General features: G+C 65.9%; 10 protein-coding genes and 2 pseudogenes. 3 read left to right on the forward strand and 9 right to left on the reverse strand.

What is annotated here, in order from left to right; all coding sequences use genetic code 11:
• Positions 1-170: 170 nt before the first annotated feature.
• The 6 genes from NX05_RS19960 to rsmG form a co-directional block, all read right to left on the reverse strand.
• Positions 171-3,362, reverse strand: a complete 3,192-nt coding sequence (locus NX05_RS19960) for an efflux RND transporter permease subunit (RefSeq protein ID WP_039437633.1) — start codon at positions 3,360-3,362, stop codon at positions 171-173.
• Positions 3,363-3,947: 585 nt separating this feature from the next.
• Positions 3,948-5,219: an efflux RND transporter periplasmic adaptor subunit gene (locus NX05_RS19965; protein ID WP_039437489.1), complete on the reverse strand. Its 1,272-nt coding sequence runs from the start codon at positions 5,217-5,219 to the stop codon at positions 3,948-3,950.
• Positions 5,220-5,401: 182 nt separating this feature from the next.
• Positions 5,402-6,673, reverse strand: a complete 1,272-nt coding sequence (locus NX05_RS19970; protein ID WP_039437491.1) for a TolC family protein — start codon at positions 6,671-6,673, stop codon at positions 5,402-5,404.
• Positions 6,674-6,728: 55 nt separating this feature from the next.
• Positions 6,729-7,112, reverse strand: a complete 384-nt coding sequence (locus NX05_RS19975; RefSeq protein ID WP_039437493.1) for a DUF2946 family protein — start codon at positions 7,110-7,112, stop codon at positions 6,729-6,731.
• A gap of 316 nt (positions 7,113-7,428) precedes the next feature.
• Positions 7,429-9,246: a DUF885 domain-containing protein gene (locus NX05_RS19980; RefSeq protein WP_039437496.1), complete on the reverse strand. Its 1,818-nt coding sequence runs from the start codon at positions 9,244-9,246 to the stop codon at positions 7,429-7,431.
• Positions 9,247-9,575: 329 nt separating this feature from the next.
• Positions 9,576-10,214 (reverse strand): 16S rRNA (guanine(527)-N(7))-methyltransferase RsmG, encoded by a 639-nt coding sequence (gene rsmG, locus NX05_RS19985; RefSeq protein ID WP_039437498.1) that lies wholly within the window; start codon positions 10,212-10,214, stop codon positions 9,576-9,578.
• A gap of 227 nt (positions 10,215-10,441) precedes the next feature.
• Between rsmG and NX05_RS25300 the strand changes: the two are divergent.
• A pseudogene (locus NX05_RS25300) lies at positions 10,442-10,799 on the forward strand (PhoD-like phosphatase N-terminal domain-containing protein); the annotation flags it as partial.
• Positions 10,800-10,849: 50 nt separating this feature from the next.
• Positions 10,850-12,255, forward strand: a pseudogene (locus NX05_RS19990) (alkaline phosphatase D family protein).
• A gap of 18 nt (positions 12,256-12,273) precedes the next feature.
• Here the strand turns inward: NX05_RS19990 and NX05_RS19995 are convergent.
• Positions 12,274-12,870 (reverse strand): 4'-phosphopantetheinyl transferase family protein, encoded by a 597-nt coding sequence (locus tag NX05_RS19995; RefSeq protein ID WP_039437500.1) that lies wholly within the window; start codon positions 12,868-12,870, stop codon positions 12,274-12,276.
• 117 nt (positions 12,871-12,987) lie between these two features.
• On the opposite strand from NX05_RS19995, the gene NX05_RS20000 reads away from it, so the two are divergent.
• Positions 12,988-13,239: a GlsB/YeaQ/YmgE family stress response membrane protein gene (locus NX05_RS20000; protein ID WP_039437504.1), complete on the forward strand. Its 252-nt coding sequence runs from the start codon at positions 12,988-12,990 to the stop codon at positions 13,237-13,239.
• A 61-nt stretch (positions 13,240-13,300) separates the two neighbouring features.
• Here NX05_RS20000 and NX05_RS20005 read toward each other — a convergent pair whose 3' ends face one another.
• Both NX05_RS20005 and xth read right to left on the reverse strand, forming a co-directional pair.
• Positions 13,301-13,738 carry a GFA family protein gene (locus NX05_RS20005; RefSeq protein WP_039437507.1) on the reverse strand — a complete coding sequence of 146 codons (438 nt, stop codon included), beginning with the start codon at positions 13,736-13,738 and terminating at the stop codon, positions 13,301-13,303.
• Positions 13,735-14,514, reverse strand: coding sequence for an exodeoxyribonuclease III (gene xth, locus NX05_RS20010; RefSeq protein ID WP_010374354.1), 780 nt, complete (start codon positions 14,512-14,514; stop codon positions 13,735-13,737). The genes NX05_RS20005 and xth overlap by 4 nt, the downstream gene beginning before the upstream one ends.
• Positions 14,515-14,701: the final 187 nt, after the last annotated feature.

Raw genomic sequence — 14,701 nt, forward strand, 5'->3', positions numbered from 1 at the left:
CTGGGGCTGTCCGAGAACCTAGACCGCCGCGACGACGCCATCAACGAAAAGTTCATGCCCAGCGACAAAGCGTCAGCGAGACGCATGATTCTGGGGAACCTGTCGCTGCAACCCACACAACGCGCCTGAAGCGAACGTCTGCGCAACGCTGCTTCGCTGCGCAGCGCCAACTACAGGCCGAGCGCAGGACCGGCTGCAGTGCCGCGCCGATGCAGCCAGCGATACAGCACCGGCAGCACCAGCAGGGTGAGCAGGGTGGAGGAGACGATGCCGCCGATCACCACCGTGGCCAACGGGCGCTGCACTTCGGCGCCGGCACCGACGTTGAAGGCCATCGGCACAAAGCCCAGCGCGGCGACCAGTGCAGTCATCAGCACCGGTCGCAGGCGCGACAACGCGCCTTCGCGCAATGCCTGCTCCAGCGGCATGCCTTCTGCACGCAAGCTGCGCACGAAGGCGATCATCACCAGGCCGTTGAGCACTGCCACACCAGACAAGGCGATAAAGCCCACGCCGGCGGAAATCGACAACGCCAGTCCGCGCAGCGCCAACGCCACCACGCCGCCGGTCAGTGCCAACGGCACGCCGCTGAACACCACCAGCGCATCGCGCAGCGAACCGAACGACCAGTACAGCAGCGCGAAGATCAGCAGCAAGGTGCCTGGCACCACCCAGGCAAGGCGCTGGCTGGCGGAGATCAGTTGCTCGAAGGTGCCGCCGTAGCCGATCCAGTAGCCGGTGGGCAGTTTGACCTGCGCCTGCACGCGCTGCTGCACCTCGGCGACAAAACCGCCCAGATCGCGATCACGCACATTGGCGGTAATCACGATGCGGCGTTTACCGTCTTCGCGATTGATCTGGTTGGGGCCCAGCACGGTATCGATCTTGGCGACCTCGCGCAGCGGCACGGTGGCCGGTTCGCCACTGCGCCAGCCTGCTGCGCGGCTGGACTCGTCCAGATCCGCACGTTCGCCATCGCCACGTAGCGGGATCGGCAGATCGGCCAGCGCGGTGGGGTCTTGGCGCAGCGCCTCCGGCAAACGCACCACGATGTCGAAGCGCCGGTCGCCTTCGAACAATTGCCCGGCCGCCTGCCCGCCCACTGCCGCCGCCACGGTGTCCTGCACCACGCCGGGATTGAGCCCGTAGCCGGCCAGCGCGGCACGATCGGGCACCACCGCCAGCATCGGCAGGCCGGTGGCCTGTTCCAGACTCACATCGGCGGCGCCCGGCACTGCGCTGGCGATTTCCTGCACGCGCTGCCCGAGCTTGACCAACGTGTCCAGATCGTCGCCATAGACCTTGATCGCCACATCCGCACGCACGCCAGAAATCAACTCGTTCATGCGCATCTGGATTGGCTGGGTGAACTCGTAATTGTTGCCGGGCAACTGCTTCACCGCCTCCTCAATCTCGGCCAGCAATTGCGCTTTGGGCTTGCGCGGATCCGGCCACTGCGCGCGCGGATGCATGATTAGGAACGTATCGGCAACGGATGGTGGCATCGGGTCGGTGGCCACTTCGGCGGTGCCGAGTTTGCCGAACACATGCGCCACTTCCGGAAACTGCTTGATGCGTTTTTCCAGGGTGGATTGCATGGTAATGGCCTGTTCCAGGCTGGTGCCGGGAATGCGCAAGGCATGCAGTGCAATATCGCCTTCATCCAGGTTCGGAATGAACTCGCTGCCCAAGCGCGTGGCCAACACCGCGCACAGCGCCACCGTCGCGAAGGCCGCAATGCCGACCCAGCGGCCGTGACGCAGCGCGCCATCGAGCAACGGTGCATACACCCGACGTGCCCAGCGCATCGCACGGTTTTCGTGCTCGGCCACCTTGCCGCCAAGCAGCAATGCAATCGCTGCAGGCACGAAGGTCAGCGACAGCAGCATCGCGCCGGCCAGTGCCAGCACTACGGTGATCGCCATCGGGTGAAACATCTTGCCTTCGATGCCGGTCAGCGCAAACACCGGCAGATACACCGCGGTGATGATGCCCAGGCCGAACAGGCTGGGGCGAATCACCTCGGCAGTAGCTTCGGCAGTGAGCTCGAAACGCTCATCGCGCTCGAGCACGCGCCCAAGCCGAAGTTGCGCGTCGCCGAAGCGGCGCAGGCAGTTCTCCACGATGATCACAGCGCCATCGACGATCAAACCGAAGTCCAGCGCACCCAGACTCATCAGATTGCCGGACACACCGCCGCGCACCATGCCAGTGAGCGTGAACAACATCGCCAACGGAATCACCGCAGCCGTGATCAACGCTGCGCGCACATTGCCCAGCAACAGGAACAACACCACGATCACCAGCAACGCGCCTTCGATCAGGTTCTTGGCGACGGTGACGATGGTGCGGTCTACCAAGGCAGTGCGGTCGTACACCGGCACCGCCTGCACGCCTGCGGGCAGGCTGGCGTTAGCCACCTCCAACCGCTGCGCTGCGGCCTGCGCCACGGTGCGGCTATTGGCGCCGACCAGCATGAACACCGTGCCGAGCACCACCTCGTTGCCGTCCTGGGTGGCCGCACCGGTGCGCAGTTCGCGGCCCTCGCCCACTTGCGCCACATCGCGCACGCGGATCGGCACACCGGCGCGTCGATCCAGCACGATCGCGCCAATCTGCGCGATGTCATCCACCTGCCCCGGCACCCGCACCAGAAACTGCTGGCCGTTGCGTTCGATATAGCCGGCGCCGATGTTGCGGTTATTGGCTTCGACCGCTTGCGCGACGTCGTCCAGGGTAAATCCCAACGCGACCATGCGCGCGGGGTCGGGCGTGATATGGATCTGCCGCGCATAGCCGCCGATGGTGTTGACCTCGGTCACGCCCGGCACATTGCGCAGCTGCGGGCGCACCACCCAATCCTGCAAGGTACGCAGATCGGTCGCCGTCCACGCACTGCCGTCGGGTTTGCGCGCGTTCGGTTGGGCTTCCACCGTGTACATGAAGATCTCGCCCAGGCCGGTGGCAAGCGGCCCTAGCTGCGGCTCCAGATCGGCCGGCAATTGCGACTTGACCTGCTGCAAGCGCTCGGCCACCTGTTGCCGCGCGAAATACAGATCGGTGCCGTCGGCGAAGACTGCGGTCACCTGCGATAAACCGTAGCGCGACAGCGAGCGCGTGGATTCCAGGCCCGGCAAACCTGCCAGCACCGTCTCCAGCGGAAACGCCACCCGCTGCTCGGATTCCAGCGGCGAATAGCCCGGCGCCGCAGTGTTGACCTGCACCTGCACGTTGGTGATATCGGGCGTTGCATCGATCGGCAAGCGCGAAAAACTCCACGCACCAATCGCAACCAGCACGCCCGTCAATGCCAGCATCAACCAGCGCTGGGCGATCGCAAACCGGATGATGTTGGTCAGCATGACAAACACCTCCGCGCACACCTGGCACCGCACTGCGCCGAGCATCGCACTGGTCGTACCACCGACAGACAGCGCCGCTGCCCCACAGGAACGCGCCGCACCACACCAAACAAACACTCACCCTCGCGCCAGCACCGTCGTGGTGTTAGTTCTCGTTGTTGCTGTTGTTGCTGTTGTTGTTTGCTTTCGGGACCCCATACCGCAGCGGCAAGGCCGGCAGATACAACCCGCAGGGCGGCGCGCATGGATGCGCGACGTTTTTGTAAGGGACAGGGACGTCCCTTACAGAAATTTCTGCCGGCCTTGCGAACCCGCAGCGCCGCAGGCGCGGAGGGCGCGAGGACGGGGTGTGCTTTCTTTTGGTTACTTTTCTTTGCACAAGCAAAGAAAAGTGACTCGCGCCCGACAGGGCGTGAAAGCCTTTGCCCTAGCCCGAAGGAGCGCGAAAGCCTCTGCTCCAGCCCGAAGGGGCGCGAAAGCCCTCGCCCTAGCCCAAGAGGGCGCGAAGGCCTTGGACGTGGCACATCCCCTTGCACCCAACAAACGCCCCCACTCGACAACGCAATGCCACACAAACCAACGCGATCAATGATCATGCGAAGCCCCCGACTTCTCGATATCGGCCTTCACCAGGTAACTCTGCTCCACCACCACCGCATCGCCTGCCGCCAAGCCCGATAACACTTCCACCTGCTGCGCATCGCGCGCGCCCAGCTTCACCGGCCGCACCTCGTACACATCGCCCACCCGTACAAACACCACATTCCAGTCGCGAAACTGCTGCAACGCACCAACCGGCACCACCATCGCCGCCGGCTGCTGCGCCACCGTTACCCGCGCCTTCACTGCGGAACCCGGCCGCCACAAGCCATCGCTATTGCGCAACACCGCGCGCGCGACAGTGCTCTGGCTCGCGGTGGCGGTGCCCGGCAATACGCGTTCCAGGGTGGTCTGCGCCACCACGCCATCGCTGATGCGCGTCACCGTCACCGGTGCGCCGGCGGTGATGTGCCCGGCGTCGGCACCGAAGATATGCAGATCCACCCACAAGGTGGACAGGTCGGCGATTTCGAACAGCGCCTGACCTTCGCCTGCGTTGCTGCCCAGGCTGGCGTTGCGCGCAAGCACGACGCCACTGATCGGCGCGCTCACCGAGTAGGTGGTCAGGCTCAGATTGCTCTCCACCGTGGCCAGCGCCTGGCCTGCGCGCACCTGCTCGCCCACATTGACGCGCAGGCTGCGCACCGGGCCGGGAAAACGCGCGGTGGCTTGTGCCTGCGCACCTTCTGCAGGCGTCAGTAAGCCTTGCACTTCGTGCTGGTCGGCGATGCTGCCAGCGCTGACGGCGGCGACACGAATGCCCGCGTCCTGCGCAATCTTGCCCGCGATGGTGGTGCGCCCCTCGTAGCTGGGATAGCTCCAATGATGTGTCTTGCCCTGCACGGTGGCGCGCACTTCCACATCGAACGAATGCGGCTCGCTGACCGTGGTTTCGGCCAGCAGACTGCCGTCGTCGCGCGGCCGCAATTGATGGACTTCACTCACGCCGCCGAGCCGCTTTAGTTGCACTTCCACGCTGCCGGCGGTGGCCGGCAACGGTTTGCCATCGCGGTACAGCCATGCCTGGTAGGTGGGTGGTGTGCCGTCTTCGGCGATGACCAGCTCCACGCTGTCGCCGTCCTGGTTGAGCAGTCGCCCGCCATGGATGCCGGTCTTGGCTGCGTCGCCGTGTGCATCGGCGCCTGCTCCGCCTTCGGCGGCGTGCCCGGCGTGGTCATCGTGCGATGCTTCACTGCTGCGGCCACAGCCGCTGAGAAACAGCGCCAGCAACAGCGGCGCGATCATGAAATGTGTCATCGAAGGTGATCCTGGTTGGCGCCGACGCGTTGCGTCGGGCAAACGAATGGAGATGGGTTGCGCTGGAAGTGCGGCAGGCATGGGCATCGTTTCGAGAGTGCTGGGTGCCGACATCCCTGCGGATGCAGCGATTGCAACGAAGTCCACGCACGCCGCACGAAAACGCGACGCGGAAGTAACGTTCATGGCGTCACCTGCGCGGCAGGATCGCGCACGAATGGCTGCCCGGTCAGGCGCTGGATTTCGATCAACGCGGTCTGCGCTTCCAATGCGGTAGCCAGTTGCTGCTGACGCGCATCGCTGCGTTGCGCCTGCAGCTGCGCCCAGTCCAGATAACTGGTGGCACCGGCACGATAGGCGCGTTCGGCAGCGGCATCGGCGCGTGCGAGTGCAGGCAGCACATCGCTGCGCATGCGCGTCACTTCCAGCTGTGCTGCACGGTAGCGACCATGCGCATCGGCCAGCGTTGTGTAGAGCGTCAGCGCCTGCGATTGACGTTCGATCTCCAGCAATGACAGCTCCGCTTCGGCTGCGCGAATTTCCGGCTGCGTGCGTGTAGCGCTACCCAACGCCAGCGAGACGCTGCCGAGCAACGCAGTGGCCTCGTTGCCTTCGAGCCGACGTACGCCCACCTGCCAGTCGAGATCCGGGCGCGCCTGGCTGCGTGCCAAGTGCACCCGTGCCTCGCGCACGCGCTGCTCGCCGTTCAAGCGTGCCAGTTCCGGCGTGGCGTCGAGCAGTTGCGCCAACACCTCGAACTCGGGAATCGCCGGCAGCTGCAACGGGTCGCCAGTGATCGCACCGAAGTCCGGCGTGCGATCGCCCCACAACACCGCCAATTGGCGGCGTGCGGCGAGCAGTTCCTGCTGGGCGCGGTCGCGTTCGAGTTCTGCGCGCGCCTGCAGGGCTTGGGCGGTCAGCAGCACCGATTCGGGCGATGCGCCGGCCTGCAACCGCTGGCGCGCGGCACTGACGGTGCGTTGGCGCTGGACCAGCGTTTCCAGCGCAACCGCGTGCCGCTGCGTGGCCATGCCGATGGCCAGGTAGCGCCGCGCCACTTCGGCCAGCACATCCAGCCGGGCCAGCGCGCGTTGCGGTGCCAGTACATCGATACGCGCCTGCGCCAGGGTGCGGCGCGCGTCGAGCTTGCCGCCGCGTTCCAGCACGCCGGCCAGCGTGACGGTGAGTTCGGCCTGGTCCAGCGCGCGGGTGGGGCCGGTGCCGAATACGTTTTCCAGTTCGGCACCGATGCGCAACGGCGGACGCAGTGCATCGCGCTCGGCGTCGGCGGTGAGGACCGCGCGTTGGCCATCGACCAGGCGCAGGTCGGGGTGCTGGCGGGCGACGCGCGCAATGGCGTCGTCCAGGGTCAGCACGGGTTTAGGCGGCAGGTCCTGCGCGTTGGCACACGACGCAACCGCGAAGACGGCAAGCGCCGTCAGTCGCAACCACATGAGGGTGTCTCCGGAATCGGGATCGATGGACAGGCCGGCAGCTGCCGGCGGTGCATCAGGCCGCGATCGGAGGACGCAACCCTGTCTCGCTCAGATGCGAGCGGTAATCGGTGGTCAGCACGGGCGGCTGCCCGTGCGTGCGTGCAGGCAACAGGCCCCAGGCCAGCGCCGGCAGCATGGCCGGGCTGTGCCCGTGGCAATAGCCGCTATGCATCAAGGCATGCAGCAAACCGGCACCGTCGCGTTCGCCGGCATCGCCTTCGTCGGCGCCGTCATGGCCATGCGGTGCGGTGTCGTCCAGATGCGCCTGGTCGTGCGCCAACGCATGCACATCGCCCAGCGCGCAGGCGACCGGTGCGACCAGTACGCCCATGACCAGCACCGCCAACGCCATCAGGCGTAGCAACGGGTGCAGCAGGCGGGCGCGATGGAGCAGCATGGGCGCAGCGTATAGGGGCCGGGGTGGTTACACAATTTCATGGGGGTGTCGCGTGGTTGTGTGCACTCGGACGCTCAGGTCAGATGCCTGGTGACCGAGCGCGCGGTGCCCTCACCGCTCGCGGGACACGCCGTAGACCCATCCATGGGGGCTCGATGGCGGCATCCATGCCGCAAGCGGCCCCGCAATCGGCAAGGACACCTCAGCAGACAGTTGGCTGGCGGTTCTGGGAAAGCACGAAACCACGCCGGACAGCTTGCTGCTTTGTTGAAATTCTGCGCGCCGATCGTTTCGACCGGTCATTGTCCACTCGGCATCACGGCGCCGCGCGACGGGCCGGTTTGGTATCTGTCGGGCGCGCCTTGCTTTCGGCGATGAAGGCACGCACCTGCTGCTCCAGCACCGGCAGGGTGACCGAGCCCTGGCGCAGCACCACATCGTGGAAGGCCTTGATGTCGAAGCGATCGCCCAGCTCCTTTTCAGCCTCGGCGCGCAGCTTGACGATGGTGATCTCGCCCAGCTTGTAGCTCAGCGCCTGGCCGGGCCAGGAGATGTAGCGGTCCACTTCGGTGGTGACTTCGTGCTCGCTGAGCGCGGTGCGGTCGCGCAGATAGGCTAGTGCCTGCTCGCGGCTCCAGCCGTCATGGTGCACCCCGGTGTCGATCACCAACCGGCAGGCGCGCCACATCTCGTAGGTGAGCCGGCCGAACGCTTCGTACGGGGTCTCGTAGATGCCCATCTCCTGGCCGAGCTTTTCGGTGTACAGCGCCCAGCCTTCACCGTAGGCGGAAATGTAGTTCTCGCGCCGGAACGCCGGTTGCTCGCCCTGCTCCAGCGCCAGCGACCCCTGCAGCGAATGACCGGGCGAGGACTCGTGCAAGGTCAGCGCCGGCAGGTTGTACAGCGGCCGCGACGGCAGGTTGTAGGTATTGACCCAGTAGGTGGTGGCACCACCGCGGCCAGCGGTCCAGAACGGCGCAATATCATCCGGCACCGGCTTGATGGTGAAGCGCCCGCGCGGCAGCGTACCGATGAACTTGCCCACCTGCCCGTCCACGCGCTTGGAAATCCATGCGGCGCGATCGAGCAACTCTTGCGGGGTCTTGGCGTAGAACTGCGGGTCGGTGCGCAGGAAGGTCAGGAACTGCGCGAAGCTGCCCTTGAAACCCACCTGTTTGATGATGGCGTTCATTTGCGTCTGGATGCGCGCCACTTCGTCCAGGCCAATCTGATGCATCTGCTCGGGCGTCAATTCCAGCGTGGTGTATTCGCGGATCTGCTGGCGATAGAACGCCTTGCCGTCGGGCAATGCTTCGGCGGCAAGCGTGGTGCGCGCCTTGGGCATGTAGTCGTTGCGGAAAAAGGTCAACAGCTTGCTGTACGCCGGAAGGACGGCAGTGCGCAACGCCGCCCTGGCCTGTTCACGCAATTGCGCTTGCTCGGCGGCGGGAATCTGCGCAGGCAGCTGCTTGAACGGCGCGTAGAAAGTCGATTCGGTGGGGTCTTTGACATCGGCCACGGTGGCGATGGACATATCGCGCCCGTCGAGCACGGCGCGCGGCACGCTGAATCCGCGTGCCAGGCCGGCGCGCATGTTGACCGTCTGCTGGTCGAAGTAACGCGGTACATCGTTGAGGCGCGCGATGTAGGCGCGGTACTCGGCCGCGGTCTTCATCGGCCGCTGCGCCATGAAGCCCAGATTCGACCAGAACGAGGTATCCGAATTGAACGGCATTTCGTACAGGCGCAGACGCACTTCGGCCGCCAGGTTCTCCACCTGCGGGCGGTAGATGGCGAAGTTGATCTGGTTGGCCGGCGAGAGCTGCTTCGGGTCGATGCCGTCGAGCTGCTTGAGTACGCCGTCCCATACCGCCAGACGCGCCTGCTGCGCGGCCGCGCTGACATCGGGCAGATGCGTGTTGTCGCCGGTGGTGTCGCTGTCTTCGTCGGCCTGACCGGTCTCGGCCTGGCGCCAGGCCCATTCTTTTTCATAGATGGCGCGGAAGCGCGCGTCGGCGGGTGCTTCGGCAGTGAGCGTGGCCGGAGCGGGCGGCGTGGCGGCGTACGCCGAGGTGGCGGCGAAGCCTGCGCCCAGCAGGGCGAGCGAGAGTGCGGCGGCGAGCGGAGAGGTCACGTGCGGAAAGCCTGATCTGGAGCGAACGCCCGATCATGGCAGCACCCGGGCACGCTGCCATGGGCCGGAAGTCCCAACGCGGGCTGTTGCCCTGGTCTGGCAGGCGTGTCAACGGCTGGCCTGATATGGCAGGGGCGCGTCGGTTAATGCCCCCATCCGCCAAGTCCCTTCCCCGGCAGCGGGGAAGGGACTTGCTGGGCGTGTCGAAGACAACAGGCCACCTCGCGTCGGGCGAGAGCGGCGTTGAACTCCTCCTTCGCGAGAGCTTGCCCTCTCGGTGAGAGGGTTGGAGTGCGGGCCACTTGAGATCGGCCGAACGCGGCTTCGGCTCAGGCCTTGCGCACCACCACCAGATGCCGCTCACCCTCCAGGCCGGGCACCTGCAGCGGGTGTACCTCGCTCATCGTCCAGCCTTCGGGCAATGCGGCGATTTCTTCGTGCGGATAGACACCCTTCATCGCCAGCAGGCTGCCGCCCGGGCGCAGCAGGTGGCCGCCGACGGCGATGATGCCGGCCAGCGTGTCCAGCGCGCGCGCGGTGAGGTGGTCGTAGGCCGCCGGCTCGTCCAGCGCTTCGGCGCGCGATTCGGCCACGCGGGCGTTGCGCAGCTCCAGATGGCGCAAGGCTTCGCGCATGAAGCGCGCCTTCTTGCCGTTGCTTTCCACCAGCGTTACCTGCAGCTGCGGGCGGGTGATCGCCAAGGGGATGCCGGGCAAGCCGGGGCCGGTGCCCAGGTCGGCAAGAGTGCCGCTGGCGATGTAGGGCTGCATGGCCAGCGAATCGAGCAGATGGCGGGTCACCATCTCGCGCGGGTCGCGCACGGCGGTGAGGTTGTAGGTCTTGTTCCAGCGCACCAGCAGGGCCAGGTAGCGCAGCAGCGGCGCGGCGAAGGCCGCATCCAGGGATTGGGACTGCAGGCCGCGTTCGAGCGCGGCAGAGACATCGGGGGCAAGTACGGCATCGTTCATGGCGCGATTATCGCAGCTGGGCTGGCGGGCATGCGCGTACCGATGAAGGCGGTGCGGCGAGGGATGGCGTGGCTGCCTAGGCCCCTAGTCCACCTGCCGCGCGACGCCCGCACTTCCAGTGACCGCAGCTGCATGAATAGATCGGCAGGTGGGCTGCACTAGCTGACGCAAAAACTGACATGACGCGGCTGCTGCATGGTTGCGTCCGCTTCCCTGCCCTGTTGTCCATGCCTGTGATCGACCCGTCTACCGCCTCACCCCTGCCTGACTCCGCTGCCACGCTCGCTCCACCGGATCCCAGCCGCCGGCGCATCCTCATCGCTGGCGCCACTCTGGCTGCAGCCGGGCTGCTTAGCCCCTTCGCACGCGCCAGCGGCAGTACCGACCCCTTCACCCTGGGCGTGGCGGCAGGCGACCCGCTGGCCGACGGCTTTGTGAGCTGGACGCGGCTGGCCCCCGCCCGCTGGACCCGGACGGACGCGGCGGCCTGCGCGCAGCGGTGCCGATGCGTTGGCAGGTGGCAGCGACCCAAACATGCGCACCATCGTGCGCCAGGACGAGACCGTTGCCAGCCCCGTCTGGGGCCGACCATCACCGACGGGGTGCAGGGCGGCGATGTGCTGGATGGCCGCGCGATGCTGTGGAGCCGCGCCAATCGCCCGGCGCGGTTGCGGGTGGAATGGGACACCCGCCCAAGCCTGCGTCAGGAGCGGCGCGTGGACGGCACGATCGCATCGGCGGCGCACGACTTCACCGCACGTGCGGACCTGAGCGGCCTGCCACGCAACCAGGACATCTTCTATCGCGTGCGTTTCGAAGATGCCGACAGCGGTGTGTTGAGCGCGCCCGTCCACGGCCACCTGCGCAGTGCACCGCAGGTGCGTGGCGATGTCCGCTTTGTCTGGAGTGGCGACACGGTTGGCCAGGGCTTCGGCATCAATCCGGATATCGGCGGCATGCGTATCTACAACGCGATGCGCGAGCGCAATCCGGATTTCTTCCTCCACAGCGGCGACACCATCTATGCCGACAACCAGATCCCGGCCGAACTGACGGTGGAAGACGGCAAGCGCTGGCGTAAGCTCACCACCGCGGCCAAAAGTAAGGTGGCCGAAACGCTGGACGAATTCCGCGGCAATTACCGTTACAACCTGCTCGATGAGCACGTGCGCCGCTTCAACGCCGAAGTGCCGCAAATCTGGCAATGGGACGACCACGAAACCACCAATAACTGGTCACCCGGCAAACAGTTGGATGCGCGCTATCGGGTGCGCGACATCGACGTGCTGGCCAAGCGCGCCCGCCAGGCGTTCCTGGAATATGCGCCGATGCGCGGCGTGCGTGCCGATGGCAACGGACGCATCTATCGCAAGATTGCCTACGGCCCGCTGCTGGATGTGTTCGTGCTGGACATGCCCAGTGACCGCGGCGCCAACAGCGACAACCTGCAACCGCAGCCCAGCCCCGATGCCGCGTTTCTCGGGACGGAGCAATTGGCGTGGTTGCAACGCGAACTGGCGGGTTCGCGGGCGCAGTGGAAGTGATTGCTGCCGACATGCCGATCGGCCCGCAGGTGCCCGATGGCGAAGATGCGAACGGGCGCCCGCGCTGGGAAGCGATCGCCAATGGCGACTCCGGCGTACCACGTGGCCGCGAACAGGAAATCGCCACGCTGTTGCGCTTCATCAGCCACGCACGCATCCGCAATACGGTGTGGCTCATGGCCGATGTGCATTACTGCGCGGCCCGTTATTGCCATCCCGATCGCGCGGCGTTTCAGCAGTTCGAACCGTTCTGGGAATTTGTCGGCGGCCCGCTCAATGCCGGCAGTTTCGGGCCGAATGGACTGGATGCCACGTTCGGCCCGTGCGTGGTGTTTCAAAAGGCGCCACCTGCGCCCAACACGTCACCGCTGGCCGGTTACCAGTTCTTCGGCGAGGTGGAGATCGATGGACGCAGCGGCGTGCTTACGGTGACCCTGCGCGACCTGGATGGCGTGGCGCAGTTTCGTCAGCCGATTCTGCCGCACGGTGTGGCGTAATCACGCACGGCGGCCGGCTTACACGCCCGCCAATGGATAGAACGCCAACGCGGCGCGACACTCCGGTGCAGCCCACCATTCGTGCAACTTCCATTGCGCGGCCTGGCCAAGCTCCGGATCGCACCACTGCAGGTGCAGCGCACCATCGAGCGTGAGTGCATACGCAAGCCGATGCAGGCCGAATGACAGGCCATGCCCATACGCCTTGAGCAAGGCTTCCTTGGCGCACCACAGCCGGAAGAACAACGCGTGCTGTGCGTCCGGCGCCAGCGCGGTGAGCAAGGCGATTTCGTCGGGATGGAAGAAGCGTTGCGCGATCTCCAGCACACGCGGACGCGCGCGGATGCGCTCCAGATCCACACCCAGCCGCACGCCCTCGCCCAGCCCCACCAGCAGATACTCGCCGCTATGGCTCCAGCCGGTGTCGCAGTTAGGCAGCGCCGGCTGCAGCGAGGGACGCCCGCGTGCATCGCGCTGCAATGGCACCAGCGCCGGGTCGATGCCCAGCGCCGGGCCAAGTAACTGACGCGCCTGCGGCTCGCCGCGTTCGCCGTGCCGGTGCGGGCGCAGCCACAGCTGCACCGGACCAACCCGCCAACTTGCGTGCGCTGTCACGCGCTGTGCACCAAGCCAAACACTTGGCCATCGCGCTCGACAGCTGCTTCACGCGCGGCTGCGTTGAATGGCGTCCATGCACCACTTCCGGTGCACGCGAACAAGGAGATCAGCAACATGGGCATCATCATCTGGTTGATCGTCGGTGGCATCGTGGGTTGGCTTGCCAGCATCATCATGCGTCGCGATGCGCAGCAAGGCATCATCCTCAATGTGGTGGTCGGCATTGTGGGTGCGCTGATCGCTGGTTTCCTGTTTGGCGGCGGCATCAATCAGGCCATCACGCTGTGGACCTTCGTGTGGTCGCTGGTGGGTGCGGTGATCCTGCTGGCCATCGTCAATCTGGCAACCCGCGGCCGCCTGCGCTAACGCATTGCGTTAGACAGATGTCGCGTTGTTCAACGCCCGGGCTCGCCCGGGCGTTCTCGTTTTAGACATCCACCACAGCCCGATCGGCCGGATGGTGCACGCCGTCTTCCACCGGCACGGCAATGTTCAAGGCATATGGATTGACGCCTTCCAGGCAGCCGACGTTGTAGCCGTATTCGTTGGGGTTGGAGCGGCGCTGGTGATGCGTGTAAATGCCGCACACACCGCAGAAATAATGCGCTGCCGTCTGCGTGTTGAACTGATACAGCCGCAGCACGTCTTCGCCCTGCAGCACATGCAGGCCATCGAGCGGAACCGACGCGACAATGGCGCCACGCCGGCGGCACATCGAACAGTCGCAACGGCGCGGATCCAGCAGGCCGTGCGGTAGATCCAGATCGATTTGCACTGCACCGCAGTGGCAACTCAGACGATGCACCGGTCCCAGCGTGACATCGCCTACCTTGTGCGTGCTGCGACGCAGATGCCGACCACTCATGCGCCCGCCTCCGCCAGCCGTACCCATGCCGGCGCGTGGTCACTGGGGCGCTCCCACGTGCGCGGTTCGCGGTCGATGCCCGACTCCACGGCGCGCGTGCGCAAGGCATCGGACACCAGCGTCAGGTCGATGCGCAGGCCGAGATTGCGGCGGAAACCGGCCTGGCGGTAATCCCACCAACTGAACTGCTCCGCTGCTTGGGGATGCAACCGGAATGCATCGTGCAGACCCAGCGCCAGCAGTTTTTCCAGCGCGGCGCGCTCGTCGGTCGAGGTGAGGATGTGGTGCTCGTTCCACACTGTCGCATCGTGCACGTCACGCGCATCCGGGGCGATGTTGAAGTCGCCCAGCACCACCAGCTGTGGATAGGTTTGCAGCTGCTGCGCGATCCAGTCATGCGCTGCAGCCAGCCAGCGCAACTTGTAGGCGTACTTGTCGGTGCCCACGTCCTGGCCGTTGACCACATACAGATTGATGATGCGCACGCCATCGACCGTGGCGGCGATGACGCGCTGCTGTACGTCGTCGAAGCCGGGGATGCCCGTCTGCACGTCCAGCGCCGGCGAGCGCGACAGGATGGCGACGCCGTTGTAGGTTTTCTGCCCGCAAAACACGCTGCGGTAGCCCAGCTCTGCCAGCGCTGCGTCCGGAAACTTATGATCTTCCAGCTTGGTTTCCTGGATCCCCACCACGTCCGGCGCGAATGCGGTGAGCCACTGTTGCAGGTGCGGCAGACGCACGTTGAGCGAGTTGACGTTCCAGGAGGCAATCTTCATGGCGCGGACCGAGGTTCAAACCACCAATGGTACCGCGCCATGTGCCGGGCCTCAGGGCGTGGGCCATGCGTTCTAGAGCAGGGGACATCCGCGCCCGCGATGCCGTTATGAATATGGGCCGGGCGCGTGCAGCCCGCCCAGGCGCGCGCCCTCCGTGGTTCGGGTGGCCGTGCGGCTTGGCGCGCCG

The organism is Xanthomonas vasicola (assembly GCF_000772705.2).
Taxonomy (GTDB): Bacteria; Pseudomonadota; Gammaproteobacteria; order Xanthomonadales; family Xanthomonadaceae; genus Xanthomonas; species Xanthomonas vasicola.